Annotated in this window: 26 protein-coding genes and 1 tRNA gene; 11 read left to right on the forward strand and 16 right to left on the reverse strand. The window is 73.4% G+C overall.

All coding sequences use genetic code 11. The features are described 5' to 3' along the window. Positions 1 to 230 precede the first annotated feature (230 nt). Complete coding sequence (locus ACYVJE_RS01835; RefSeq protein WP_461142964.1) at positions 231 to 1451, forward strand: cation:proton antiporter; 1221 nt, start codon at positions 231 to 233, stop codon at positions 1449 to 1451. A 230-nt stretch (positions 1452 to 1681) separates the two neighbouring features. Here ACYVJE_RS01835 and ACYVJE_RS01840 read toward each other — a convergent pair whose 3' ends face one another. Next, complete coding sequence (locus tag ACYVJE_RS01840; RefSeq protein ID WP_461142965.1) at positions 1682 to 2512, reverse strand: oxygenase MpaB family protein; 831 nt, start codon at positions 2510 to 2512, stop codon at positions 1682 to 1684. A 207-nt stretch (positions 2513 to 2719) separates the two neighbouring features. After that, entirely contained in the window at positions 2720 to 3166 is a 447-nt protein-coding gene (locus ACYVJE_RS01845) for an RrF2 family transcriptional regulator (protein ID WP_461142966.1), read from the reverse strand. A 257-nt stretch (positions 3167 to 3423) separates the two neighbouring features. Between ACYVJE_RS01845 and ACYVJE_RS01850 the strand changes: the two genes are divergently transcribed. Next, positions 3424 to 4545: an NADH:flavin oxidoreductase gene (locus ACYVJE_RS01850; protein WP_461142967.1), complete on the forward strand. Its 1122-nt coding sequence runs from the start codon at positions 3424 to 3426 to the stop codon at positions 4543 to 4545. A 52-nt stretch (positions 4546 to 4597) separates the two neighbouring features. Here ACYVJE_RS01850 and ACYVJE_RS01855 read toward each other — a convergent pair whose 3' ends face one another. Next, on the reverse strand, positions 4598 to 5302 hold the full coding sequence (locus ACYVJE_RS01855; protein ID WP_461142968.1) for an ABC transporter ATP-binding protein: 705 nt from the start codon (positions 5300 to 5302) through the stop codon (positions 4598 to 4600). 46 nt (positions 5303 to 5348) lie between these two features. Further along, the gene (locus ACYVJE_RS01860) at positions 5349 to 6425 is read right to left on the reverse strand and encodes an ABC transporter permease (RefSeq protein WP_461142969.1); all 1077 of its coding nucleotides are present in this window, start codon (positions 6423 to 6425) and stop codon (positions 5349 to 5351) included. Between the two features lie 167 nt (positions 6426 to 6592). On the opposite strand from ACYVJE_RS01860, the gene ACYVJE_RS01865 reads away from it, so the two are divergent. The 5 genes from ACYVJE_RS01865 (at position 6593) to ACYVJE_RS01885 (ending at position 11767) form a co-directional block, all read left to right on the forward strand. Then, positions 6593 to 7792 carry a sensor histidine kinase gene (locus tag ACYVJE_RS01865; RefSeq protein WP_461142970.1) on the forward strand — a complete coding sequence of 400 codons (1200 nt, stop codon included), beginning with the start codon at positions 6593 to 6595 and terminating at the stop codon, positions 7790 to 7792. Continuing rightward, the gene (locus tag ACYVJE_RS01870; RefSeq protein ID WP_461142971.1) at positions 7789 to 8421 is read left to right on the forward strand and encodes a response regulator; all 633 of its coding nucleotides are present in this window, start codon (positions 7789 to 7791) and stop codon (positions 8419 to 8421) included. Before ACYVJE_RS01865 ends, ACYVJE_RS01870 begins: the two co-directional genes overlap by 4 nt. Positions 8422 to 8753: 332 nt before the next feature. Next, complete coding sequence (locus tag ACYVJE_RS01875; protein ID WP_461142972.1) at positions 8754 to 9128, forward strand: DoxX family protein; 375 nt, start codon at positions 8754 to 8756, stop codon at positions 9126 to 9128. Positions 9129 to 9369: 241 nt separating this feature from the next. Next, positions 9370 to 10230 (forward strand): hypothetical protein, encoded by an 861-nt coding sequence (locus ACYVJE_RS01880; protein WP_461142973.1) that lies wholly within the window; start codon positions 9370 to 9372, stop codon positions 10228 to 10230. 1033 nt (positions 10231 to 11263) lie between these two features. Then, positions 11264 to 11767 (forward strand): hypothetical protein, encoded by a 504-nt coding sequence (locus ACYVJE_RS01885; RefSeq protein ID WP_461142974.1) that lies wholly within the window; start codon positions 11264 to 11266, stop codon positions 11765 to 11767. Between the two features lie 140 nt (positions 11768 to 11907). Here the strand turns inward: ACYVJE_RS01885 and ACYVJE_RS01890 are convergent. The 5 genes from ACYVJE_RS01890 to ACYVJE_RS01910 all read right to left on the reverse strand — a co-directional run bounded on the left by ACYVJE_RS01890 (position 11908) and on the right by ACYVJE_RS01910 (position 16072). Further along, a tRNA-Ala gene (locus ACYVJE_RS01890) sits at positions 11908 to 11980 on the reverse strand. Between the two features lie 72 nt (positions 11981 to 12052). Beyond that, positions 12053 to 12913, reverse strand: a complete 861-nt coding sequence (gene sepX / locus ACYVJE_RS01895; protein WP_461142975.1) for a divisome protein SepX/GlpR — start codon at positions 12911 to 12913, stop codon at positions 12053 to 12055. A gap of 328 nt (positions 12914 to 13241) precedes the next feature. Beyond that, the gene (locus ACYVJE_RS01900) at positions 13242 to 13910 is read right to left on the reverse strand and encodes a GNAT family N-acetyltransferase (protein WP_461142976.1); all 669 of its coding nucleotides are present in this window, start codon (positions 13908 to 13910) and stop codon (positions 13242 to 13244) included. A 7-nt stretch (positions 13911 to 13917) separates the two neighbouring features. Further along, positions 13918 to 15138, reverse strand: coding sequence for a molybdotransferase-like divisome protein Glp (glp, locus tag ACYVJE_RS01905; RefSeq protein WP_461142977.1), 1221 nt, complete (start codon positions 15136 to 15138; stop codon positions 13918 to 13920). A gap of 46 nt (positions 15139 to 15184) precedes the next feature. Further along, positions 15185 to 16072: a UTP--glucose-1-phosphate uridylyltransferase gene (locus tag ACYVJE_RS01910; protein WP_461142978.1), complete on the reverse strand. Its 888-nt coding sequence runs from the start codon at positions 16070 to 16072 to the stop codon at positions 15185 to 15187. A gap of 37 nt (positions 16073 to 16109) precedes the next feature. Here ACYVJE_RS01910 and ACYVJE_RS01915 point away from each other — a divergent pair, with 37 nt between their 5' ends. From ACYVJE_RS01915 to ACYVJE_RS01925, 3 genes are all read left to right on the forward strand, one after another. Then, positions 16110 to 16742, forward strand: coding sequence for a 5-formyltetrahydrofolate cyclo-ligase (locus ACYVJE_RS01915; RefSeq protein WP_461142979.1), 633 nt, complete (start codon positions 16110 to 16112; stop codon positions 16740 to 16742). A 93-nt stretch (positions 16743 to 16835) separates the two neighbouring features. Further along, a complete protein-coding gene (locus ACYVJE_RS01920; RefSeq protein WP_461142980.1) occupies positions 16836 to 17243 on the forward strand; it encodes an FmdB family zinc ribbon protein in 408 nt (135 codons plus the stop codon). A gap of 332 nt (positions 17244 to 17575) precedes the next feature. Continuing rightward, positions 17576 to 18241, forward strand: coding sequence for an SAF domain-containing protein (locus tag ACYVJE_RS01925; protein WP_461142981.1), 666 nt, complete (start codon positions 17576 to 17578; stop codon positions 18239 to 18241). 116 nt (positions 18242 to 18357) lie between these two features. Here the strand turns inward: ACYVJE_RS01925 and ACYVJE_RS01930 are convergent, their stop codons facing one another. Next, positions 18358 to 18621 (reverse strand): hypothetical protein, encoded by a 264-nt coding sequence (locus ACYVJE_RS01930; protein ID WP_461142982.1) that lies wholly within the window; start codon positions 18619 to 18621, stop codon positions 18358 to 18360. Positions 18622 to 18817: 196 nt separating this feature from the next. Between ACYVJE_RS01930 and ACYVJE_RS01935 the strand changes: the two genes are divergently transcribed. After that, positions 18818 to 19216, forward strand: a complete 399-nt coding sequence (locus ACYVJE_RS01935; RefSeq protein WP_461142983.1) for an antitoxin — start codon at positions 18818 to 18820, stop codon at positions 19214 to 19216. Between the two features lie 143 nt (positions 19217 to 19359). On the opposite strand, the gene ACYVJE_RS01940 is transcribed toward ACYVJE_RS01935, so the two are convergent. The 6 genes from ACYVJE_RS01940 to ACYVJE_RS01965 all read right to left on the reverse strand — a co-directional run bounded on the left by ACYVJE_RS01940 (position 19360) and on the right by ACYVJE_RS01965 (position 25909). Further along, positions 19360 to 19851, reverse strand: a complete 492-nt coding sequence (locus tag ACYVJE_RS01940; protein WP_459159899.1) for a MogA/MoaB family molybdenum cofactor biosynthesis protein — start codon at positions 19849 to 19851, stop codon at positions 19360 to 19362. A gap of 137 nt (positions 19852 to 19988) precedes the next feature. After that, positions 19989 to 21572, reverse strand: a complete 1584-nt coding sequence (locus ACYVJE_RS01945; protein WP_461142984.1) for a S1C family serine protease — start codon at positions 21570 to 21572, stop codon at positions 19989 to 19991. 163 nt (positions 21573 to 21735) lie between these two features. Then, positions 21736 to 22812 (reverse strand): galactose-1-phosphate uridylyltransferase, encoded by a 1077-nt coding sequence (gene galT, locus ACYVJE_RS01950; protein ID WP_461142985.1) that lies wholly within the window; start codon positions 22810 to 22812, stop codon positions 21736 to 21738. After that, positions 22809 to 23654 carry a DeoR/GlpR family DNA-binding transcription regulator gene (locus ACYVJE_RS01955; RefSeq protein WP_461143152.1) on the reverse strand — a complete coding sequence of 282 codons (846 nt, stop codon included), beginning with the start codon at positions 23652 to 23654 and terminating at the stop codon, positions 22809 to 22811. Before ACYVJE_RS01955 ends, galT begins: the two co-directional genes overlap by 4 nt. 126 nt (positions 23655 to 23780) lie before the next feature. Further along, on the reverse strand, positions 23781 to 25217 hold the full coding sequence (locus ACYVJE_RS01960) for a HAMP domain-containing sensor histidine kinase (RefSeq protein ID WP_459158236.1): 1437 nt from the start codon (positions 25215 to 25217) through the stop codon (positions 23781 to 23783). Beyond that, a complete protein-coding gene (locus ACYVJE_RS01965; protein ID WP_459158235.1) occupies positions 25214 to 25909 on the reverse strand; it encodes a response regulator transcription factor in 696 nt (231 codons plus the stop codon). The genes ACYVJE_RS01960 and ACYVJE_RS01965 overlap by 4 nt, the downstream gene beginning before the upstream one ends. Between the last annotated feature and the right edge of the window lie 54 nt (positions 25910 to 25963).

The raw sequence follows: 25963 nt of genomic DNA on the forward strand, positions 1-25963 counted from the left end.
CACCGCTAAGCCCCCGGGTGACGAGCGGGAACACGAGCGGCGGTGCGCGTCGCGGCGACGCGATCGGGCGCAGCGATCCGACGCGATGCCCGGCACCGGTCGGCGACGCCGCACCGCAGCGGGCGGCACAGCACGGACGCCGAACCGCCGCCGGACACCGCAGACCGGGACCCGGCCCGGCGCTCCCTCTTCCGCGAGCCCGCACCGTCACCCCCGCATAGGCTCCCCCCATGGGCGAACACCTGCTCGTGGAGAACCTGCTGTCGACCTGGTGGATCGTCATCACCGCCTTCCTCGCGCCGCTGCTCGCGCTGGCCACGCTGCGCAAGATCCCCGACGTCGTCTGGCTCCTCGTGCTGGGGCTGGCCATCGGCCCCTTCGGACTGCGGCTGGCCGAGCAGACCGAGGCGGTCGAGTTCCTCCGCGAACTCGGCATGGGCGTGCTGTTCCTGCTGGCGGGTCTGGAGATCAACACCGGTCGGATGCGCGGCCGCCAGGGCCGGGCCGCGGCGCTGACCTGGCTGCTCTGCCTCGTGCTGGGCATCGGAGCAGGAATGCTGGTCGCCCGGGGCGATGTCCACACGGCCGCGGTCTTCGGACTCGCCTCCACCTCCACGGCCCTGGGAACCCTGCTGCCCATCCTGAAGGACTCCGGCAAGCAGTCCACCCCGCTCGGCGGCGCCACCATGATCCACGGCGCCCTCGGCGAACTCGGCCCGATCGTCGCGATGTCGCTGCTGTTGTCCACCCGCGGGACGTGGCGAGCCGCGCTCGTCCTCGTGGCCTTCGCCGCGGCCTCCGTCGTCATCGTGGGAGTGCCGCACCGGCTGTTCATCCGCGTCCCGCTGCTACGCCGGGCCATGCTCGCCGGCAGCGACACCACGATGCAGACCACGCTGCGGTTCACCGTGCTGGTGCTGATCACCCTGATGCTGCTGACCGCGGTCCTGCAGCTCGACGTCGCCCTGGGCGCCTTCACCGCCGGCATGTTGATCAACGCCGTGCTCGGCGGCATGGATCCCGAGTACGGGCGCAACCTGACCCACAAGGTGGAGATCATCGGGTTCGGCTTCCTGATCCCGGTGTTCTTCATCACCAGCGGCATGTCCATCGACCTGGGTGCGGTGGTGAGCAAGTGGCCCGCGCTGATCGGGTTCGTGGCGGCCATCACCGCGGTCCGCGGACTACCGGTGTTCCTCCGGGAGCAGTGGACGGAAACCCATTCGGGCCTGGGCAGCACCCGCGATCGCCTCGCGCTGGGCCTCTACTCGGCCACCGGGCTTCCGATCATCGTGGCGGTCACCCAGATCGCGGTCTCCTCAGGACTGATCGACCGGGCCGCCGCCTCGGTGATGGTCACCGGAGGCGCGATCACCGTGCTGCTGTTCCCGACGCTGGCCGGGCTGGTCGAGCGGGGACACCCGTCCGCACCGTCCTTCGACTCCGCCTGAGGATTCGGGCTTCGGAACGCGCTCGCGGCTCGGAATGGGGCGTTCACCCCGGTGCGGCCCCGCCCGGCGCCGGCTGCGCGGCCTCCCGTGCGCGGTCCTCCCGCCAAGACGGACAGGCGGCCCGGGGCGGACGGCACCGCCCGCCAGCTCGTCCCGCACCGGCGGCCGGGAGCGGGACCACCGCAACGCGCCCACCAGCAACGCCCCCGGCAGCAGCGGGCCGCGGCGGCTCACACCAGCGGTTTTCCCCTGCGCATCCGCCACCGCAGGTCGGCGAGGAAGGCGTTGAGCGGGAACCGGCGCACCGGCGCGGGCAGGCGCAGCGCCACGGCACCGACGCCGCGCGTGAGGCGGTCGAAGCGGCGCTGGTCCCGCTCGCCCCAGCGCAGCCCCATCTGCTCGCGGAAGGTCGGCGGCAGGAAGCCGGTGGTGACGAAGCGGTTGAACCGCGCGAACGGGATCCGCAGCACCGCGGGCAGGAACTCCAGGTCGGCGACGGCCAGCAGCATGTCGCGCACCGGCGGATCGATGGAGACCTTCTCCAAGCTCTGCTGCCAGTACTGCTCGAACTCCTCCCGGCTGCTCGGCCACATCTGCCGCCGCACCTGCAGCGTCGTGCCGAGCGGTGCGGAGGCGGCGTAGACGGCTTCCCGCTCGACCGCGGCGAGCGGCGCACCGGCCAGGGCCTCGTAGGAGTCCTCGAAGCCCTTGTACAGGCACGCGGCCACCCACAGCTGCAGCTCGGGGTCGAAGGCGTTGTACTCCACCGGGCTGGACTCGCCCGAGCGGACGTGGGCGTGCTGCTGGTCGACCGCCCGGCGGTAGGCCTCCCTCTCCCGGTCACTGCCCATGGTGGACACGGCGAGGTAGGTGAACGTGGTGCGGGCGCGCTTCCACGGGCGGTGGAACAGGTTTCCGCTGTCCACCGTGCTCTCCAGGACGCCGTGGCCGACGCCGGGGAGCCCGAGCTGCATGATGACGTTGGCAGCGCCCGCCATGAGGCCGGCACCGGTGACGAGATCCTCGAACCGGCCCGTCTGCCGTCTCGTCGACGCACCCATGGCACCCCTCCGCGCGAAAACCCCGCGCACAGACGCTAGCAGGTGGCCGCGGCGCGGGCGCGCATCGAGCGCGGGCGGGCGAGCCCGTCAGATGTTCCGACGCAGCCGCGCGGACGAGCCCGAACGGGAGCGGCGCGGTTCCGCTCGTGGCGCTCCGGCGCTCGCCCCGCCCGCGACGCCCTACCGGACCAAGGGCGGGGCCGCGGATCAGCCCTGCGCCGGCTCCCGGTCGCGGCGCTGGAGCTCGCGCACGCCGTCGGCGAGCGTGCGGTCGCCGAGCGCGGCGAGCACGGCCCGCTCGGCCTCCGCGGTCAGCTCGGCGAAGTAGGCCTGCACGTTCGCGGCGACGTGGCACTCGCGCTCGTTGCCGGAGCGGCAGTGCCACAGCGGCTTGTCGCCCATCGAGCAGCGGTAGATCTCGGCGAGGGTGATCTCCCCGGCGGGCCGCGCCAGCCGGGCCCCGCCCGCGCGCCCCTTCGCGCAGACGACGAGTCCGGCCTGCCCGAGCGGGAGGATCAGCTTGCGCACGAGGCTCGCGTTGGTGCCCAACCTCTCGGCGAGCTGGGCGGAGCTCAGGGTCGGGGAGCCCTCCTCCTCCGCGACCGCGAGGATCAGCATCGCCATCAGGGCGCTGGAGAAGCGGATGTCCAGCACGCCGGCAACACCTCCCTCCGTCGGCCGCGCCCGGCAGCACTGCCCGGGCCCAGGTTAGCAACGGGCGCGGTGACGCCCTCCGGGCAACTGGCCGCGCGGATCACCGGTCGCGCGCTCGGGCGCACCGGCTCGCCAGGCGAGCGGCGCAGCAGCTTCCCGCCCCGCTCGGTCCTCCCGCTGCGCCGGCCGATCCACCGGCACCCTAAAGTGTATCTTTGTTACGAACATTTTTCCGCGTGCACCAGGAGGACGCCCGCATGTCCGCTCGCACCGCGCAGGCACTCTCCCGCCCGTTCTCCCTCGGGTCGATGGAGCTGCCGAACCGGCTGGTCATGGCACCGATGACCCGCGACCAGTCCCCCGGCGGCGTTCCCGACGAGAACGTCGCCGCCTACTACGCCCGGCGCGCCGCCGCCGGCACCGGCCTGATCATCACCGAGGGCACCTACGTCGACGACCCCTCCGCCGGGGACCGGGCGGGCGTGCCGCGCTTCCACGGCGAGGAGCCGCTGGCCGGCTGGGGCGACGTGGTCTCCGCCGTGCACGCGCGGGGCGGGAAGATCATGCCGCAGCTCTGGCACGTCGGCATCCAGCGCCGGGCCGGTGAGCCGCCGTTCCCCGAAGCACCCCCGGTCGGCCCCTCCGGCGTCGCGCTGGACGGCACCCCGCGGGCCGGGCAGGACCTCGCGCTGGCCGACGTCGAACGCATCATCGGCGCCTTCGCCGAGGCCGCGCAGCAGGCCGAGCGCACCGGCTTCGACGGCGTCGAGCTGCACGGGGCGCACGGCTACCTGATCGACCAGTTCCTGTGGGAGCGCACCAACCGGCGCACCGACGCCTACGGCGGCTCCCCCGTCGAGCGCACCAAGTTCGCCGCGGACATCGTCGCGGCCGTGCGCGAGCAGGTCTCGCGCGACTTCCCCGTGGTGCTGCGCTTCTCGCAGTGGAAGGCCGACAACTACGGCGCCAAGCTCGCCGAGACCCCGGAGGAGCTGCAGGCGGTGCTCGCCCCGCTGAGCGAGGCCGGGGTGGACGCCTTCCACGCCTCCGGGCGCCGCTACTGGGAACCCGAGTTCCCCGACACCGGTGCGGACCTGAACATCGGCGGCTGGACCCGCAAGCTCACCGGCAAACCGGTCATCACCGTCGGCTCGGTCGGGTTGGACGCGGTGTTCGACCCGGCCAGCCTCGCCAGCGGTGCGGGCACCGACGTGGCCAGCGTCGAAGGCCTGGCCGAGCGGCTGGAGCGCGAGGAGTTCGACCTCGTCGCCGTCGGCCGCGCGCTGCTGGCCGACCCCGAGTGGAGCCGCAAGGTCCTCGACGGCCGCGAGGGCGAACTCGTCCCGTTCACCCGCGAGGCGCTGACCACGCTGCGCTGAGCCGTCCGCGCCGGACGAGGAGGAAGACGAATCCCGCGGTGAGCATCGCCCGTCACCAGGTGCGCGCACCGTCGCGGGTGGCCGCAGCGGGTTCGGGGACGCGGCCGTCGACGACCTCGACGAGGGCGTCCGTGCCGGCGAGGTGGCTCCTGTCGTGCGTGACCAGAACCGTGGCCGCGGCCGTCTGGTGCGTCAGGCCGACCAGCAGCTCGATGATGGCCGCACCGCGCTCGTGGTCGAGCGCGCTGGTGGGTTCGTCGACCAGCAGCACGGCGGGGTCGTTGACCAGGGCGCGGGCGATGTTGACGCGCTGGCGCTGCCCGCCGGAGAGCTGGTGCGGGCGCCGGTGCGCGTGCTCGGCCAGCCCCACCGCGTCGAGCAGCTCGAGGCAGCGCCGCCGCGCGGTGCGCGGGTGGCGGCCGGCCAGGTGCGCCATGACCTGGAGCTGCTCGAGGGCGGTCAGCGAGTCCAGCAGGTTGGGCTGCTGGAACACCACGCCGATCCGCGCGCGGCGCAGGCTCGCCCGCTCGGCCATGCCCAACCCGCTCGCGGTGGTGCCGTCGATGACCACGTCCCCGGAGTCCGGGGTGATCAGGGTGGCGGCCACGGCCAGCAGGCTCGACTTGCCGGATCCGGACGGGCCGAGCACACCGGTGATGCTGCCGGCGGGGACGTCGAGGTCGACCTGGTCGAGCGCGGTGACCCGGCCGTCACCGTCGGGGTAGGTCAGGGTGATGTCGGACAGCTGCAGACTCATCGTTGCGATCTCCTTGCGACGCGGAGCGGATCTCGGCGGAACGCGCTCAGCGGGAGGCGCCGAGCGCGGCGAGCGGGTCGACGGCGGTGATGCGGCGGACGGACAGCGCCGCGCCGACGAGGCCGAGGACGACCATCACCGCCGCGGGGACGAGCAGGGTGCTCGCGTCGAGCACGAACGGCACGGTGCCGGCGGCCAGCGCGCCGATCCCGGCGGCGAGCGCGGTGCCCGCGGCGGTACCGCCCACGAGCAGCACCAGCGCCTGCCCCAGCGCGTCCCGGAGGAGGTAACCGGTCCTCGCCCCGAGGGCCTTGAGCACGGCGATGTCGCGGCTGCGCTGGATCGTCCAGACCGTGAAGAACGCACCCACCACCAGGGCGGCGATGGCGAACAGGAACCCGCGCATCATCTGCAGGGAGGCGTTCTCCGAGCTGTAGGAGCTGATCGCCGACAGGGACCCCGACCGCGACACCGTCCGGGTGCCCAGCTGCTCGTCCACCTCGCCCAGCGGCACGTCACCGCTGGTGCTCAGCGCGACCACGGTGGCGTGCTCGCCGCTCCGCCCGGGGGACATGTCCTGCCAGTCGGCGAGGCTGGTCCAGATCACCGGCGTGTGGCTGTAGGAGGCGTCCCCGGAGACGGCGGCCACCCGCAGCTCCCGCCCGTTGAGCGTGACCGCCTCCCCCCGGTGCGCGTCCAACTCCTCGGCCGCGCCGGTGGACAGCACGGCCGCTCCCGGCGCGATCCGCTCGGCCCGCGGCGCCAGCGAGGCCCCCGGGGCGGTGCCGAACACCGAGGCCGAGGCGGTGCGCTGGCCGACCGTGGCCTTGCCCCGGCTGATGCCCAGCGGATCCGCGTTCTCCACGCCGGGCGTCCCCGCCCACTGCTGCCACACCGGCTCCTCGACGCTCGATTCGGTGAACGACGGCGTCTGCCCGGATGCGGGCTCGGCGAAGGCGAGGTGGTCGGCCGGCAGGCCGGTGATGGCCGACGTGCTGTCGCGGCCCAGGCCGGCGGTCAGCCCCGAGAGCAATCCGACCAGCAGCGTCATCAGCACCACGACGGTGCCCATGAGCGCGAATCGCCCCTTGGCGAAACGCAGGTCCCTCCATGCCACGAACACGGTTCTCCTCCAGCTTCCACGCGGTGGCGTTGACGACGACCAGCCTCACAGCGCGGAGGGGCTGCGCCATCGCACCCGGGATGTGTTCGCGCACGTCACGAGGTGGTCGCGGAACTCGACCTTTCGATCGATGCGAGCGGCTGCGCCAGCGGTACGGTGGTGGGGTTGTGCACCCGGAAAGGTTGACGCGGCCGCTGCGGGTGGTGCGCGCGTGCCTGCACCTGCTCATGGCCGCCCTGCTCGTGCTCGTCGCGCTGCGCGGCGCGCTCACCGGCGCGGCCCACGCCTGGGTCACCAGCTCCGCGGCGGTCGGCATGGGCGCCGTCTACGCGGCCGGGCCGGCGCTGCCGCGCATCGGCCGATCGCACCGGGCCGCCGCGGCGTGGCTGGCCGTGCTGGGCGCGGCGTGGAGCGCGCTGCTGGTGCTGTCGCAGGACGGCGTGTGGATCGCGTTCCCCCTGTTCTTCCTGCAGCTGCACCTGCTGCCGCTGCGGGCCGGGGTGGGCGCCGTCGCCGCGACCACCCTCGCGGCGATCGCCGGATTCGCCTGGCACACCGGCGGGTTCACTCCCGCGGCGGCGATCGGCCCGGTCATCGGCGCCGCCGTGGCGGTGGTCACCGTGCTGGCCTACCAGGCGCTGCACGCCGAGAGCGAGCACCGGCGGCGGCTGCTCGACGAGCTGGACACCGCCCGCAGCGATCTCGCGGAGGCCGAACGCACCGCGGGCGTCCTCGCCGAGCGGGAACGGCTCGCCCGCGAGATCCACGACACCCTCGCCCAGGGGCTGTCCAGCATCCAGCTGCTGCTGCGCGCCGCCGAACGCGCCCTGCCCACCGACGCCGGCACCGCCACCGGGCACGTCCAGCAGGCCCGGCAGACCGCGCAGGACAACCTCGCCGAAGCCCGGCGCTTCGTCCGCGACCTGACCCCGCCGGACCTCGACGAGGGCTCGCTGCCGGCGGCGCTGCGCCGCCTGTGCAGCACGACCGGCGAGCGGGCCGGCCTGGCCGTGCACTTCCACCTCAGCGGCGCTCCCGCCGAGGTGGCGCGCCCCGTGGAAGTGGCGCTGCTGCGGATTGCGCAGTCCGCCCTGGCCAACACCGCCGCGCACGCGCAGGCCACCCGCGCCGAAGTGACGCTGTCCTACATGGACGACGACGTCACCCTCGACGTCCTCGACGACGGGACCGGTTTCACCCCCGGACCCGCCGGTGCGGACGCCGAGGAGTCCGGGTTCGGCCTCGCGGCCATGCGGGCGCGCGCCGCCTCGCTGGGCGGAACGCTCGCGGTCGAGTCCGAACCGGGCCGCGGAACCGTCCTCGCCGCGAGCTTCCCCCTGCAGCAGAGCACCGCGGAGTCGCCGTGAACACCTCGATCCGCCTGCTGATCGCCGACGACCACCCCGTCGTCCGGGCCGGGCTGCGCGCCGTGCTGGAAGCCGAGTCCGACTTCCTCGTCGCCGCCGAGGCGGACACCGCCGAACGCGCCGCGGAACTCGCCGGCCGGGGGATCGTCGACGTCGTGCTCATGGACCTGCAGTTCGGCACCGGGATGCACGGGGCCGACGCCACCGCGGCCATCGTCGCCCTGGCCGAAGCTCCCCGCGTGCTCGTGCTCACCACCTACGACACCGACGCGGACGTCCTCGCCGCGATCGAGGCCGGCGCCACCGGCTACCTCCTCAAGGACGCCCCGCCCGAGGAGCTCGCCGCGGCCGTCCGCGCCGCGGCGGCGGGCCGCTCGGCGCTGGCGCCCACCGTCGCCGACCGCCTCGTGCACCGCATGCGCCAGCCGGACACCTCGCTGTCCCGCCGCGAGCTCGACGTGCTCCAGCTCCTCGCGGAAGGCCTGTCCAACGCCGAGATCAGCCGTCGCCTCTACCTCAGCCAGGCGACGGTGAAGACCCACCTCGTCCACATCTACGGCAAGCTCGGCGTGGAGTCCCGCACCGCCGCGCTCGCCACCGCGCGGGCGCGCGGCCTCATCCGCGACTGAGGCGCGTTCCAGGGGATCAGCGGTGTGCTGATCCCGGTGGCCAGCCCCTCGGCGGCCGGTGGCAGCGCCGTCTCGCCGCCGCCCCTCCCCCGTGTCACAGACCGCTCGGCCGTCTCGTCCCCGGACTGAGCCCATCGCGGAACTCGGAGGGCGGGCAGATCCGGGCAGGAGCTCGTCGTGGACAGCGCACCGCACCCGCGGTCGTGGTGCGCCCGGCCGCGCTCGGCGCCGACGGCCCGGCCGAGGGCTCTTCGCCAGCACGAGCCGACCGCGCCCCGGAACTCCGCGAGGCACCACCTGCCAGCTGACCCGCGCAACCACCGGAGCTCCTCGTGTTCACCGCCTACGTCGCCGTCACCGTCCTGGCCATCGCCGCCAACACCTTCTCCGGCATCGCCTCCATGACTCGCAGCGAACCGGTCATGCAACGTCTCGTCCCCGCGATGGACAAGGCCGGCGTCCCGGAATCGTGGCTGGTCTTCCCGATCGGAACCCTCAAGACCGCCGGCGGGGTGGGGCTGCTGCTGGGCCTGCTCGGCGTGCCGCTCGTCGGCGCGGCGGCCGCGATCGGCCTCGTCCTGTTCTTCGTCTGCGCGACCTACACGCACGTGCGGGTGAGCGACTACTCCTCGTCCTTCTTCCTCGCTGCCGGCTTCTTCCTCCCGCTGGCCGCAGCCGCGCTGGCGTTGGACCTGCTCTCGCCCTGAGCCGGAGGGGAAGTCGATCCGGTGCGAGCTCACCAACGGTGGTGACGCGCTCGGCGTCACCGCCACGGTCACCTCGGTCGACGGCAGCGACGTCGAGTTCGACGTCCAGGTCGACGAGGCCTGACGACGCCGCTCTTCCGGGAGATCGGCTACTCTGGCGCGCGGAGCTCGCCCTTCCCCGCGGGAGACGACCCGAGTTCCCGGGAGAACAGTTGGCCAGCGCCGATGAACTGGACGGGCAGTGAGCGAGTACCAGTACTACGAGTTCCTGGCGATCGACCGACCGCTGGACGAGGACGAGCAGGACGAAGTCCGGTCGCTGTCCACCCGGGCGAGGATCACCGCCACCAGTTTCGTCAACGAATACCACTTCGGCGACTTCAAGGGCGATCCGAACCTGCTGATGGAGCGGTACTACGACGCGCACCTGCACGTGGCCGACCGGGGGACGCACCGGGTGATGTTCCGCCTGCCGTGCGAGCTGCTCGATCCCGATGTCGTCGGGGATTACTGCGTCGACGACCACTCGATCGCCCGGGTCGCGGACGAGTTCATCGTGCTCGATTTCACCAGCGAGGACCACCTGGGCGAGTTCGACTTCGACGAGGAAGCCGGGGCGTTGCTCCCGGCGATCGTCGGAGTTCGCGCCGAGCTCGCCCGCGGTGATCTCCGGCCGCTCTACCTCGCCTGGTTGGCGGCCTACGGTGCCTGGGAGCGGGACGAGGAGCTCTTCGACCGCGATGCCGACGAGGATCCCGAGCCACCCGTGCCGCCGGGGCTGGGCGGTCTCACCGCAGCACAGCGGGCACTGGCCGAGTTCCTCCGCCTCGACGACGACCTGCTCGCGATCGCCGCCCGGACGAGTCCGCCGCTCGATGAGGTCGCCGAGGCCCCCGAGGAGCTCGCCGAGCAGGTGCCCCACCTGCCGGTTGCCGAGAAGGACCGGCTCCTGCAACGAGTCGTCCGAGGTGAGGCCGCGCGGGTGCGGACGGAGATGCTGCGCCGCTTCCGCGACGGCACGGCGTCGAGCACCCCGACCCCCGCCCGCCGAACCGTGGCCGACCTGCTCGACGAAGCGGCACGCCACCGGGCCGACCGGTAGTTCCGCCTGGCCGCCCCGAGCCTCCCCGGTTGCTCGGAGGCCGTCTCCTCGCGGACGAGATCGCGTCCCAGCGCTCGCGGATCGCCAGAGCCCACCACAACGCGTCCGAAGCGGATTCCCCGGGGGGAGGAGTCCGGTCGGCTCAATCGTGACGACGCTGCTGCCCTCCGGGCTGGACCGGCGCGGCGGCGAAAGCGGCGAACCGCGGTTTCCGTTGCCGCGCAACGAGATGACGAGAAGCCAGACCGCCGACTGGCCGATCCCGCTGATCGCGGAGGCCTGCGGCGTTCCGCGATCGGCGCAGCTGCCAACACTCCCCGTGCTCGGGCACGCATCCTCGCGCGCAACGTACGGCTCGAACGGATGCGGCCGACGGAGGAAACACCCCGCAGCTGTCACGTTCCGAGTTTCGCCGAAGCAGCGGTACGACCGCACCTTCCGCGAGCGGAAACATCCGGTGAGGCCACCGTCGAACCTCGCGGGGAGAGGAATTGGCACAGCGGCGCAAGCACCCGAAGAACTGCGCGAAAGCCATCGGGGAAACGTGCCAGTGCGGCCACTGCGCGGGCGCGAAGCACGGCTGGGTGGAAGCCTTCGAACTGGCCAACGGCGAAAGACCCGAAGACCTGCACGAGCTCGAGCGGGATGTGGAGCTGCGCTGGAGCCAGGAGTGCACCAAGCAGGACGCCAAGCAAGCTCCGCAGAAGCGCAAGCACCCGAAGCCCACTCTCGATCACCAGAGGGCGGCCGTTGATTCAGCTCGCGTCGGCCTGATCAAGCAATTCCTCGAGCGGAGGAGGCGGAGAGCGCGCCCGCGCACCTCCGAAACACGTCTGCAGGAGGGGCCCCAGTACGCCGAAGCACGAGACCCCCGCGATCCTGAGGAATCCCGTGAACCAGACTCGCGCCCCCGGCGGAAGCGGCGAACCGCTCTACCGAACTCCGCGAAGGGCCCGAGTCCGACCCTGCGAGCACCGACCGCACACTCGCCACCGCCACCTCGGACCTCCAGCAGGCCGAGGCGGTGGGTCACATGCTCGGGCAGGTTCTCGACGAGGTCGAGAGGACCGCCGGACCGCTGCGCCCCGAGACGCGCAGAGCCATGGCGGACCACTTCTGGTGCGAAATGCTCGTCCAACTGGTGGTCGTGATCGAGGAGTCGAACCGCCTGCTCGACTCGGTGCCGGAGGCTGCGGCGGAGAAGATCACCAAGTCGCGCCGCGCACACAAGCTTCCCGAGGTCGACAAGAAGGTCATCACCGCCGCCGTGCGGCAACTCTGGAAGCGGCTGACGGACGCACTCGGGCTGACCGCGGTCAGCGAGGCCAAGGCGCTGCTGCCGGCTTTGCGCGTGCTGGCGCTTCTGACGTGCAAGTCACCGCCCCGGCACCCGGAAGTGCTCCGGCGCTGCGCGGACCCGCTCAGAACCCTCCTGCTCCATGAGACGAAGGAGCGGCTCAAGCGCGCCTTCGGCGAGGAGGTCCCGCACATCAGCTCAGAGCTCAGCGGGGACGGCCCACCCGCTCAGCCGGAGTGACGACTCGCGGGGCGTTGCTGCGCGCACGCAGCCTCCTCCGCAGCGGAGGGCCGGACCTCCGCATCCCGCTCCCCGGACGGCTCTCCGGGTTCGCCCGAAACAGCAGAAGAGCCACCCGCTCGGCGGGTGGCTCTTCGGGGTGGAGCTGAGGGGAGTCGAACCCCTGACCTTCTCGATGCGAGCGAGACGCGCTACCTCCTGCGCTACAGCCCCATTCCGGTTGTGCACTGACAAGCTTAACAAGCGCGCCCGGCGCGCTCGGAGCACCCCCTCCTGTGAGGTCGACTACTCCCCCGCGGCGCGCCGGTACGGCGGCTCCCAGGTGCGTTCGTCCAGCTCGTCGAACAGCGGGTCCTCGTCGTCGAGCTCCACCGGCTCCGCGTGCGACAGGTTCGCCACGGTGCCGGTCCGCCCCCCCGAGCGCCGCTGCTCCGGGACGTCCTCCTCGCTCCAGTCCTCGTCGTAGTCGCCGTACTCCTCGTGCTCGGCCTCGTCCTCGCCGGGGTGCCGGCCACCGCTCATCCGCGCCAGGCGGCGGTTGCGCACGTCCTCCTCGATGCGCACCTGCCGGCGCAGGTAGGTCAGGTAGCCGATGACCGACAGGTCCACCAGGCCGTGCACCCACCACAGCGGCGTCCAGGCGAAGCCGGCGAGCAGGGCGGTGACCAGCGCCGCTGCCAGCAGGACCAGCACCATCCGCTGTCGCCGCGCGTACTTGGCCCGCGCGGCGAGGGCGGCCGCCTCCGGGTCGAAGCCGCCGCGGCCCGGCCGGTAGCGCCGCCCGGCGCGCGCGTCCTCGCTGTGCACGCGCCGCGTCTCCGCTTCGTCGTCGTGGTCCCGGTCGGGGTCGCGGTCCCGATCGAACTCGACGACCTCGTCGTCGTACTCGACGCGCTCGTCGGCGAGCTCGTCGCTGTCGCTGCCCGGCATCCCGTCGGCCTCCTCCACGTAGTCGGGTGGCGCTTGCGCGGTGGCCCCTCCTCGCGTCGTGGACGCGGGCCGCGCACCGCTCCCGCGGCGTACCACGCGTGCTGCCAGCGCGCTGTCGGTGGTTTTGGACACTTCCTGTCGACGGCGAGCGAACATCGGCACCAGCACGACCAACCACGCCACCGCCAGTGCGGCGAAGATCAACGAACTGAGCACGCCTCGCCACCTCCCCCTGGTCGCCGGCCGCACATGCCTCCACTCGTCACACTAGCCACATCCGCCACTCCTGTGTGCGAGCCACGCCGATTCGATGCGCTCGGTGGAACACGGCAACCGGCCCTGCGCTGAACGTAGTCCACCCCGGACGCTCCGCTGCGCGCGCGGACCCGCGTGTCGCACGCGTCCTCCCCGCCGGGGAAACCGCCGGGGAGACCGATCGCGGCGGGGTCGCGGCGGAGGTGGCTACCCGATGTCGGGGATCCCGCAGCGAGGTACCGCCGGAGGTCCCCACCCGACCCGCGACGCCAGCCCATCCGCGGACTCCCTAGCCCGGGCGGTGCGCCCGCCCCGCGGCCAGCAGCGCGGCGACCGCGCCCGCCCCGGTCTCCTCCGCGGTCAGCGCGTACACGAAGTGGTCCCGCCACTGGCCCGCCACGTCGAGGTAGCGCTCGAACAGCCCCTCGCGGCGGAACCCGACCTTCTCCAGCACCCGGATGCTCGCCCCGTTCTCCGGGCGCACGGTGGCCTCCAGGCGGTGCAGCCCCACCGGCCCGAAGCAGTGGTCCACGGCCATGCCGAGCGCGCAGGTCGCGATGCCGCCCCCGGCGAGCCGCTCGGTGACCCAGTAGCCGATCCAGGCGGAGCGCAGCGCACCGCGGATGATGTTGCCCACGGTCAGCTGCCCGGCGAACTCCCCGTCGACGGCGATGACGAGCGGCAGCCCCTCGCCGCGCCGCGCGGTGCCGCGCAGCACGGCCCACTGCCCCGGCCAGGCCAGCGCTGCGTGCCGCTCCTGCCAGTTGCCGACGGAGGTCGGTTCCCAGCGCTGCAGGTAGGTCCGGTCGCGCACCCGCGCGCGGCTCCAGGCCCGCGCGTCGCGCAGCTGCGGCGGGCGCAGCCGCACCACGCCGCCGGGCGTGCCCAGCGGGCCGAGCCGGGCGGGCCATCCGGGGTGCCGACCCGGGAAGGGCTCGGGCGTGGCGGGGGGACGCATCGGCTCCTCACGAGCGGACGGACAGGAACCGGACGTCGACCTGCTCGCCCGCGTCGATCTCCGTCACGTCGGGGTCGATGACGATCATGCAGTTCGCCTCGGCCAGCGTGGCCAGCAGGTGCACCCCGGAGGTGCCGACCGGCTGCACGTGGTGGCTGCCGTTGTGCGGATCGCGCAGCAGCTGCCCGCGGACGTAGCCCCGCCGCCCCGCGGGCGAGCTCAGCGGTGACAGCAGCGTGGCCGCGACGGTGCGCCGGTGCGGGTTCGCCTTGCCGAGCGCGGAGCGGATCATCGGCCGCACCATCACCTCGAACACGGCCAGCGCGCTGACCGGGTTGGACGGCAGCACGAACGTCGGCACCCGGTCCGGCCCGAGGCGGCCGAAGCCCTGCACCGAGCCGGGTTGCATCGCCACGCGCGCCAGGTCCAGCTCCCCCAGGTCGGACAGCGCGGTGCGCACCTTCTCGTCGCCCGCGCCGCCCCCTCCGGCGATGACCACGACCTCGGACAGCAGCAGCCGCCCCTCGACCACCTCGCGCAACCGGCGGGGGTCCCCGCCGAGCGCGCCGACGCGGGTGACGTCGGCGCCGGCGTCGCGGGCCGCGGCCGCCAGCGCGTAGGAGTTGACGTCGTAGACCTGGCCCTGCCCGGGGGTGCGGTCGACGTCGACGAGCTCCTCGCCGAGCGAGATGACCGACACGCGCGGTCGGGGGTGGACGAGCACCTTCTCCCGCCCCACGGCCGCGAGCAGCCCGACCTGGGCGGGACCGATCGGCGCGCCGCGGTGCACCGCGACGTCCCCCGGCTGCACGTCCTCACCCGTCCGGCGGACGTACGCGCGGGACGGGACCGGGTGCAGCACCCCGATCTTGTCCGCGTGCTGCTCGACCTGCTCCAGGGGGACGACCGCGTCGGCCAGGGTCGGCAGCGGAGCTCCGGTCGCCACGGCGGCCGCCTGCCCCGGCTGCAGCCGGTGCGGGTGGGTCGAGCCGGCGGCGATCTCGCCGACGACCGGCAGCACCGGTGGCTCCTCCGCCGCCGCGCGCACGTCGACGCTGCGCAGCGCGTAGCCGTCGACGGCGGCCTGGTCGAAACCGGGCAGCGCGTGCTCGGCGACCACCTCCTCCGCGCACAGCATGCCCTGCGCGTCGCATATCCCGACCCGCACCGGGGCGGGCCGCACGGCCGCAGTGAGTACACGTGCGAGCTGCTCGTCCACTGACCTCATGGGTGTCGACCTCCCGCGTGCCCGGGGTCCGCCGGTACCGCGTGCTTCACTGGGCCAACCGGCGCACCAGCCATTCCCGCAGATCCGCGCCGTACTCCGGATCGTCCAACGCGAAGTCCACCGCGGCCTTGAGGAAACCGCCGGGATTTCCCACGTCGTGTCGCTCACCTCGGTGGACGACGACGTGCACCGGATGCCCCTCTGAGATCAACAACGCTACGGCATCGGTCAGCTGCAGCTCGCCACCGGCACCCGGTTCGATCCGCCGCAGCGCGTCGAAGACCGCCCGGTCCAGCAGGTAGCGGCCCGCGGCGGCGAGCGTGGAGGGCGCGCGCTCCGGGTCGGGCTTCTCCACCATGGCCCGCACCCGCTTCACGTCCTCGGCATCGGTGTCCTCGGCGTCGAACACGCCGTAGGAGGAGACCTGCTGGCGCGGGACCTCGAACGCGCACAGCACGCTGCCGCCGTGGCGCGCGCGGACCTCGGCCATCCGGTCGAGCACCCCGTGCGGGCGGACGAGGTCGTCGGGCAGCAGCACGGCCACCGCGTCGTCCTCGCCGCCGAGATTGGCCTCGGCGCAGGCCACGGCGTGCCCGAGGCCGAGCGCTTCCTCCTGCACGGCGGCCTCGGCGGTGATGAGCTCGGAGGCGTGCCGGACCCTCTCGGCCAGCTTGTCCTTGCCGCGCTCGCGCAGCGTGCCCTCCAGCTCGGGCTGCGGCTGGAAGTACTCGACGACGGCGCGCTTCTCCGGGGCCGTCACGACCACCAGACGCCGCACTCCCGCGTCGGCGGCCTCGTTCGCGACGAGTTCGATGCCGGGCGTGTCCACGACCGGCAGCAGTTCCTTGGGCACGGACTTCGTGGCTGGGAGGAACCGCGTGCCCAGGCCTGCCGCGGGAACGATTGCGGTTCGAATCGGTGCGGGCATGCTCATATCACCGCAGCCTATCGGCCACCCCTACAGTGGGGCTGTGAGCGCACCGGGAAAATCCGCAACGCCCAAGTCCGCATGGCGGGACCACCTGCTGCAGCGGCGCGGCGAACTCGACACGTCCACCCGATCGGCCGAGGCCGCGGCGTTGACGGGGCACGTGGGGGAGTGGCTGGCTGAGAAGTCGGTCACCACGGTCGCCGCGTACGTCCCCGTCGGCGACGAGCCCGGTTCGACCGAGCTGCTGGAGTCCCTGCTCCGGGAGGGGCACCGCGTGCTCGTGCCGATCGTGGTGCGGGGGCGTCCGCTGGACTGGGCCGAGTACACCGGTCCGGACAGCCTGCGGCCCGCCACCTACGGACTGCTCGAACCCGCCGGTGAGCACCTCGGGGCCGAGGCGCTCGGGCAGGCGGGCGCGCTGATCGTCCCGGCGCTGGCCGTGGACCACCGCGGGACGCGGCTGGGCCGCGGGGCCGGGTTCTACGACCGTTCGCTGCCGCTGGCCGCTCCGGGGGCCGAGCTGGTCGCGGTGGTGCGGGACGAGGAGTTCGTGCCGGAGCTGCCGGGCGAGGAGCACGACGTGCGGATGCACGGGGTGCTCACGCCGCGGCGCGGCGTGGTGCGGTTGCCGCTGGAGCGGCGTGAGCCCGCCGACACCGCTGCCGGTGTGTGACGTAGATGCGATTGCACCGCGGAGGAGGGTGACGCATTATCGTGTTGGCACTCCCACGCGGAGAGTGCCAATACGGATGTCGGAGGTAACGCCGTGCCCACCTACCAGTACGCGTGCACCCAGTGCGATCACCACTTCGAGCGGGTGCAGTCGTTCAGCGAGGACTCCCTCACCGAGTGCCCGGAGTGCACCGGCCGGCTGCGCAAGCTGTTCAACTCCGTGGGCGTGGTGTTCAAGGGCAGCGGCTTCTACCGCACCGACAACCGCTCCAACGGCAACAACGGGTCCACCTCGAGCAGCGGCGACTCGGGCTCGACCGCGAACTCGTCCGACTCCTCCGAGTCCGGCTCCGCGGGGTCCGGTTCGGACTCCGGCGGGTCGAGCGGCTCGAACGGGTCGAGCGGGTCGAGCGGGTCGGACAGCGGTTCCGGTTCCAGCGGTTCGAACTCCTCCTCGAAGGCGGCCGCGTCCTCGTCCTCCTCGGCGTCCTCCTCGTCCTGACACCGGTCCCGGTGCCGCCTGCTCCTCGGCGCTGACGCCTTCCCGACCCCTGGAGAACCAGCGGCTCGGCCGGCGCAGCGCTCGGGGGAACCTCCGGCAGGTCGCTCTGCGCGCGCGGCGAGGAAGCGGCTGCGCCGCTTGCCTGACGCACCGCTGCGACCACCCCCGATCGTGTGGCCAGTCTCCCCCTGCGAGGTGTCCCTGCGGAGGGGCACCGCTCCCGCTGGTCGTCCACAGGGCGCCGAGTTGTCCACAAGTGGCGGTGAAGAAGCTGACACGGCTGCCCGCACCCCCGTAGCTTCGGACGCGTCCGACGGCGGAAGGGGGAACGGATGTCCGAGGCGCGCGGGACGGCCGAAGCACCGCACGCGCGGCTGGTGGGCAAGCTCCGCACCGCGCGGCTGGTGCTCACCGGGCCACGCCTGCACACCGCGCGGCGCATCGCGGCGGTGCTGCTGCTGTGCTGCTCGGGCGTGCTCGCCTTCGTCCCGAGCGCGCAACCGGACGGGCGCGCGCACGTGCTCGCGGCCGCGCGCGACCTCCCACCGGGAGAGCCGCTGACGCGCACCGACCTCACCCGCCGAGCCGTGCCCGGCGGAGCCCTCCCGCACGGCGCGTTCACCCGGCCCGAGCGGGTGCTGGGCCGCACCCCGGCCACACCGGTGCGGGCCGGTGAGGCGATCACCGACGTGCGCCTGCTCGGACCCGCGGCCACGCGCGCGAGCACCGGCGATCCGGACAGCGCCGCGGTCCCGATCAGGCTCGCCGACCCGGCGGTGGCGACGTTCCTCGACCCCGGACACCGGGTCGACCTCGTCAGCGCCGCGCACGCCGCGGAACCGGCGGTGCTCGCGGAGAACGCCCCGGTGCTGGCCGTCCGCGCGCCGGACACCCGCGACTCGGCCGAGCGGATGGTGCTGGTCGGGCTGCCACGGGGGTCGGCAGCGGCCGTCGCCGCGGCCTCGGCCCGGGAATCGGTCACCGTGGCGCTGCGCTGAGCGAGTCCGCGGGCTGGCCATCGGGCGGCACCGGAGACCACCCGGAAACTCCACACCGGACGGAAATGTCCGTTGCGGACACCGGTGCGTTCCCGCACCGCGCCGGGACCGCCCGCTCAGCGCGGGTCGTGGTGCGGCGGGCGGTTCTGCCGGTACCAGTCGTCGCCGGCGGCGGTGCTGCCGCGGTCGTCCGCGGCGTCCTCGGGCAGGACGCTGCCGAAGATCCGGTCGAGCTGCCGGCGCCGCCGCGAGCGCTCCACCGCGCGTCGCCGGGGAGCCTCCGCACCTCCGGCGGCGGAGTCCCCACCGGCGGGAGCACCGGCACCGCCGTGCGCAGCGCTCCCGCCGCCGGAGGGGGTGTTCGGGCGTTGGTTCGCCATGCTTCCCATTCTGCCCCCGTTCTGCTGGATCCCGGCGGCGCACCGGGCGGTGCCGCACCGCGGCGAGCGGTGATTTCCCGGTTCGCGCCGGTGATGACATCATCGGTGACACGACGAACACGTGCGGACACCGGGGGTGCGCATCCACTCGGCACCGCTGGAGCACCGCATCGACCGAAACAGCGGGAGGAAGCAGATGGGCTTTCTGGACAAGGCCAAGCACCTCGCCCAGCAGGCGCGCGGCAAGGCCGGGGAAGCGGCCGACAAGGCCGGGCCGAGCGCCAACAGGGGCATCGACAGCGCCAAGGAGCAGCTGAACAAGGCCACCGGCGGCAAGTACCAGGACAAGATCGACAAGGCGAGCGGTCAGGTGCAGGGCTTCATCAACCGCCACCAGTCGGAGGGCTCGCAGGAGGGGCAGTCCGGCACGGGTGAGTCCGGAACCGGGCAGTCCGGCACCGGGCAGTCCAGCACCGGCGAGTCCGGCACCGGGCAATCCGGCACGAACCGGGCCGACAGCGGTCAGGACGCCACCGACCGCGACCGCGGCTCCGAGGGCGACTCCGGCCGCACCGAACCGCCGAAGTCGCAGTGACGCAGGCGACGCCCGCGCCGCGAACGGCGCGGGCGGCACCGCTCCAGCACGACAGCGGGCCCGCGAACGACGGCGCGGGACGCCCCGGAGGACGTCCCGCGCCGCGCTGGTCGATGCGGCCGTGCGCCGCCGCGCTCGCCCGACTACACGCCGGAGAGATTCTCGATCACGTGCGTGACCAGCGGTCGGAGCGTGGCCATGCCGTCGCGGACGGCTTCGCGGGAGCCGGCCAGGTTCACCACGAGCGTGCTGCCCGACACCCCGGCCAGGCCGCGGGAGATCCCCGCGTCGACCGCGCCCGCCGCCAGGCCGGAACCGCGCAGCGCCTCGGCGATGCCCGGGACCGGCCGGTCCAGCACCCCCGAGGTGGCGTCCGGGGTGACGTCCCGCGGTGAGACCCCCGTGCCGCCGACGGTGATGACCACGTCGACACCGCCGATCACCGCGGTGTTCAACGCGTTCCTGATCTCCACGGTCTCCCCCGCCACGGCCACGGTGCCGTCGACGATGAACCCGTTCTCCTCGAGGAGTTCGGTGACCAAGGGGCCGATGTTGTCGTCCTGCTCCGCGTGGGCGACTCGATCGTCGACGACCACGACGAGGGCCCGCCCCAACCGCTGCGCGCTGCGTTCCATGCTCGTCACAGTAGTGGCGGTGGAGGCGCCGGTCAGGTCCCAGTCGGTGACATCGGCGACAGACCGCGGTCCGTCCTGCTGCGTTCGCTGCGTCATGTCTGCGTTCTCCCTGTTCCGCGCGTCGCACGGGTCGCGCCTCACTGGGAACCGCCCAGTGTGACCTCGACCGTGCGCGTGTCCCCGCCGCCCCGGGACAGGGTGAGCTTCACCGTGTCGCCGGGGTTGTGCGAGCGCACCGCGGCGATCAACGTGTCCGGGTCCTCGATGGTCCGGTTGCCCAGCTTGGTGATGACCTCGCCGCGCTTCACCCCGGCCTTGCTGGCGGGGGCGCCGTCGTGCACCTCGACGATCTGGGCCCCGCCGCCGCGCGCCGGGGTGATGGTCACGCCGAGGTTCGCGTGCGTGACGGAACCGTCCTGCATCAGCTGCTGGGCGATCTGCTTCGCCTGGTCGATCGGGATCGCGAAGCCCAGGCCGACCGAACCGGCCTGCTGCTGGGTCATGCCGCTGCCGGGGCTGTAGATCGCGGAGTTGATGCCCACCACGCGGCCGTCCTTGTCCACCAGCGGTCCGCCCGAGTTCCCGGGGTTGATGGCCGCGTCCGTCTGGATCGCGTTCATCACGCTCGCCTGGCTGCCGCTCTCCCCGCCGGCGCGCACCGGCCGGTTCTTCGCGCTGACGATGCCGCTGGTGACCGTGCCGGACAGCCCGAACGGCGAGCCGATCGCCACCACCTGCGACCCCACCTTCAGGTCGTCGCTGCGGCCCAGCTCGGCCGGGGTCAGCCCGGTGATGTCGGCCTTGACCACGGCGAGGTCCGACTTCGGGTCGGTGCCGACGACCTTCACCGGGGCCGAGCGCTGGTCGTGGAACTGGGCGGTGACCCGCGCGCCCGCCTCGGCGCCCTCGACGACGTGGTTGTTCGTGAGGATGTAGCCGTCCTCGCTGAGCACGATGCCGGACCCCTCGCCGGACCCGCGCATCGAGCTCGTCTGCAGCTGCACCACGCTCGGCAGCACCTTCTGCGCCACCGCCTGCACGGAGCCGGCGGGGGCGTCGCTGGCGCTGCGCGCCGGGCGCGGCGCGTTCAGCGAGCTCGTGCCGGTGGAGGCGCTGTCGGAGCCCAGCCGGTAGCCGACGTATCCGCCGGCCCCGCCGCTGACGAGCACGGCGACCAGGGCCAGGGCCCCGACCACGGCGAACAGGCCGGCGCGTCCGGACTTCCTGCGCCCGCCCGGCTGCTGCGAGGTGCCGACCGGCGGCATCGGCGCGTAGCCGGGCTGCTGCCAGCCCTCCGCTCCCGGGTAGGCCTGCGGCTGGGTCCCGTCGTACGGCCCTGGCTGCTGCCCCGGGTACGGCTGCTGCCCCGGGTACTGCTGGCCCGGGTACGGCTGCTGTGCCGGGTACGGCTGCTGAACCGGGTGCGGGTAGCCGCCCTGGTAGGTGCTGCCCTGCGGAGCACCGCCCTGGTACCCGCTGTCCTGCGGGGCGCCCTGGTAGGCGCCGGGGTGGCCGGTTCCCTGGGGACCGCCCTGCTGGTCACCGGGGTGCGCTCCGGACCACCCGGGTCCGTGCGGCGCCGTCCCGGCCTCGGGCTGGCCGCTCCCCGACACCTCCCCCGCCTCGGAGGCGGAGGAAGAGCTCTCGGACTGCCAGGGCCCGTCCTGACCCTCGATCGGTTGATCTTCGCGGCGAGATTCGTCCGGGCTGTGGTCGGTCATGTCTCCACTCTGCGATACGCGCCTGAGAACCGCCTGAGCTGGCTCTGTGGACCGGGTTACGACCTCGCGGCGATGACGGGGAGCAGCCGGGAGGCCGGGGCGGCCGGGGAACCGGGGTCCCCGCGACCCGCTGCGCCAGCAGAACCGAGGACTCCCGCGCCGGTCAACGCAGGCGCTCCGCGATGCGTTCCGGGGTAACGTCGTTGATCCACACGGCCATGCCCGACTCCGACCCGGCCAGGTACTTGAGCTTGTCCGCCGAGCGGCGCACGGAGAACAGCTCGAGCCGCAGCCACGCCAGGTCCCTGCCGGTGTTCGCGGGCGCCTGGTGCCATCCTGCCACGTACGGCAGCGGGCGGTCGTGGAGCGCGTCGAGCCGGCCGAGCACGTCGAGGTGGAGCGCGGCGAAGTCGTCGCGCTCGGCAGCGGTGAGCGCGGGCAGGTCCGGCACGCGGCGGTGCGGCACCACGTGCACCTCGACCGGCCAGCGCGCCGCGGCGGGCACGAACGCCGTCCAGTGCTCCGAGCTGGTGATCACGCGACGCCCGCTCTCCCGCTCGGCGGCGAGCACGTCGCCCTGCACGTGGCGCCCGTGCCGTTCGTAGTACTCCCGCGCGGTGGCCAGGTGCCGCTGCGTGCGGGGCGTGACGAACGGGTAGCCGTAGATCTGCCCGTGCGGGTGGTGCAGGGTCACGCCGATCTCCTCGCCGCGGTTCTCGAAGCAGAACACCTCCTCCACGCCCGGGCTGGCGTCGAGCGCCGCGGTGCGGTCGGCCCAGGCGTCGACGACGAGCCGCGCGTGCTGCTGGCTCAACCGGGCGAACGCGGATCCGTGGTCGGAGGTGAAGCACACGACCTCGCAGCGACCGCGCGCCGGTGCGCTCGGCACCGCGGGCTGGCCGTCGACCGTCGCGGGCACGTCCTCGCTGACGGCGCGGGAGAACGAGGGGAACTGGTTCTCGAACACCGCGACGTCGTAGTCGCCCTCCGGGACCTCGGTGGGCTTGCCGGGCGCGCTCGGGCACAGCGGGCAGGCGTCGGCCGGCGGCTTGTAGGTGCGGGACTGGCGGTGGGCCGCGATCGCCACCCATTCCCCGCTCAGCGGGTCCTGCCGCACCTCGCCCGCCGGGGCTTGGGCGGGCAGGTCGCGGGAGTCGGCGGCGAGGCGCTCCGGGGCCTCGTCGTGGTCGAAGTAGATGATCTCCCGACCGTCGGCCAGCTGTCGTGCCGTGCGCTTCACTCGTCCTCCGTTCCCCGTGCGGCGTCCTCGCCGGGGCCGGCGGAACCCGCCTCCCCGGTGCCTGCGGCCGCTCCGTCGGCGAGCTGCACGTCCGGGATCTCCTCGCGCAGCGCGGTCACCGCCTCCTCGTCCAGGCCGGTGTCGCTGACGAGCAGGTCCACCTCCGCGAGCTCCACGATCGTGGAGAAACCGACGGTCGACCACTTGGAGCTGTCGGCGAGCACCGCCAGCCGCGCGGCCGCCCGCGCGAAGACCCGGTTGGTCTCGGCCTCGGCGAGGTTGGGGGTGGTGAACCCCGCGGAGGCAGCCATGCCGTGCACCCCGAGGAACACCAGGTCCAGGTGCACCGAGCGCAGCGCTCCGGTGGCGACCGGGCCGACGAGCGCGTCGGAGGGGGTGCGCTCCCCGCCGGTGAGCACGACGCTCTGGTCCGAGCGGCCGAGGCGCCACAGGGTTTCGGCCACGCGCACCGAGTTGGTCACCACGGTCAGCTCGGCGATGTCGGCCAGGTGGCGCGCCAGCGTCCACGTGGTGGTGCCCGCGGTGACCCCGATGGCGCTGCCGGGTTCGACCTGCTGCGCGGCCAGCCGCGCGATCGCCTCCTTCTCCCCGGGCTGCCGGACGGACTTGGCCTCGAACCCGGGTTCGTCGGTGCTGTTGCCCGATCCGGCGGTGGCGCCGCCGTAGACCTTCTCGACGAACCCGCGCCGCGCCAGCGCGTCCAGGTCGCGGCGGACGGTCATGTCGGACACGCCGAAGCGGCGCACGAGTTCGCTGACGCGGACCGCACCGCTGTGCCGGACCTCCTCGAGGATCGCGTCCTGCCGCTGCCGCGCGAGCACACCCACCCCCGAATCTCCTCCACGGAACTCAATCCAACAGAATCGAACACTACCCTCCCGCGGCACACCCGCACCACCCGGGGATGCCCGCAGGCGCAGGACACCTACGACGTGCGATGTTGTTCGTTACTGTTGGCTCTCCGGAGGGCTGCCGGGCAGGGACACGTGCAGCAGCGCACCGCCGTCCGGCGCGTCCCCGGCCCAGACGTGCCCGCCGTGCCGCTCGGCGACCTGCTTCACGATCGACAGCCCCAGCCCCGAACCGGGCAGCGGGCGCGACTCCGAGGACCGGTAGAACCGCTCGAAGATGTGCGGCCGGTCGGCCGGCGCGATGCCCGACCCGCTGTCGGCCACCTCCAGCGCAGCGAACCCGGTGTCCGCCTCGGCGCGCAGGTCCACGCGCACCTGCCCCTCCTCGGGGCTCCACTTCGCCGCGTTGTCCAGCAGGTTGAGCACGGCGCGCTCCAGGGCCGTGGCATCGCCGAGCAGCAGCCACGGGCGGGTGCTCACCTCGAAGCGCACCCGCGGCGCGCGCCGCTGGGCCCGCGCCAGGGCGCGCTCGACGACCTCGCTGAGCTCCACCGGCTCGTGCACCGCCTGCGGCGCGTCCTCGCGGGCCAGCTCCACCAGGTCGCCGACGAGCGCGGACAGTTCGGACAGCTGGGCCCGCACGTCGGCGAACATCTCCTCGCGGTCCTCCTCGGACAGCTGCGGCGCACCGGGCTGCGACTCGGCCATGAGCAGTTCGAGGTTCGTGCGCAGCGAGGTCAGCGGGGTGCGCAGTTCGTGCCCGGCGTCGGCGACCAGGCGGCGCTGCTGCTCCTGCGACTCGGCCAGCGCCCCGAGCATGCCGTTGAAGCTCGTGGTCAGCCGCGCGAGCTCGTCGTCGCCGCTGACGGGGATCGGCTGCAGGTCACCGGTGGCGGCGACGCGCTCGGTCGCGGCGGTGAGCCGCTGGACGGGGCGCAGGCCGGCGCGGGCGACGGTCGTCCCGGCCGCGGCGGCCAGCAGGATGCCCGCGCCGCCCATGACGACGAGCACCACGGACAGCTGCGCCAGGGTCTGCTGCGTCGGCCGCAGCGAGGTCGACAGCACCAGCGCCGATCCGTCCCCCGCGGGCACGGCCACGACGCGGTGGTTCGTCGCCTGGTCGGTGCGCAGCGACCGCCGGACCTGGCCGTGCGCCACGGCCAGCTCGTCGCCGCTCGTCGGCGGGCGCTTGCCCGCGGAGACCTCGCCGCCGTCGGCGAAGAGCACGCTCATCCGCATGTTCGTCGCCGACAGGAACGCGGCCGGCATGCGCTGCAGGTCGGGCGTTTGCACCAGCGGGCCTTCGGCGGCCTGCACCGCGCGCTCGGTCAGCGAGTTGTCCAGCTGCTGGTACAGGCTGTCGCGCACGGTGACGAACGCGGCCACGGACACCAGCGCCACGGCACCGGCCACGCAGATCGCCGCCAGCCAGGTGACCCGGTTGCGCAGCGACACCCGCTGGAAGTGCGCCCGCGGGCGGGGGATGCGGTCCGTGCCGGTGAGGTCGGGGGGAGGGGGAGCGGGCCCGGTCACGGCGGCGTCTCGCGCAGCACGTAGCCGACCCCGCGCACCGTGTGGATCAGGCGGGGTTCCCCTTCCGCCTCGGTCTTGCGCCGCAGGTAGCCGATGTAGACCTCGAGCGCGTTGCCGGAGGTCGGGAAGTCGTAGCCCCAGACGTCCTCCAGCAGCCGGCTGCGGGTCAGCACCTGCTTCGGATGCCCCATGAGCAGCTCCAGCAGGGCGAACTCCGTGCGCGTCAGGCTGATCGGCCGCTCGCCCCGCCGCACCTCGCGGGTGCCCGGGTCGAGCTCGAGGTCGGCGAACCGCAGCGCCGCGGGCGGCGCGTCCTGCGGGTGCTCGGGCGGGGTGGCGCGGCGCAGCAGCGCCCGCAGCCGCGCCATCAGCTCCTCCAGGGCGAACGGCTTCGGCAGGTAGTCGTCCGCACCCGCGTCGAGCCCGGCGACCCGGTCGGAGACCGCCTCGCGTGCCGTGAGCACGAGGATCGGCATGTCGTCACCGGTGCTGCGCAGGCGCCGCGCCACTTCGAGCCCGTCCACGCGGGGCATCATGACGTCCAGGACCATGGCGTCCGGCCGCTCCTGCGCCAACTGGTCCAGCGCCTGCTGGCCGTCCGCGGCCAGTTCCACCTGGTAGCCGTTGAACCGCAACGACCGGCGCAGCGATTCGCGCACGGCACGATCGTCGTCGACGACGAGGATGCGCATGCCCACCAGTGTTGCGCCTCGCCCTGAGAACCACCTGAGAAGGGTCCGCGCGCG

The organism is Salinifilum aidingensis (assembly GCF_054782015.1).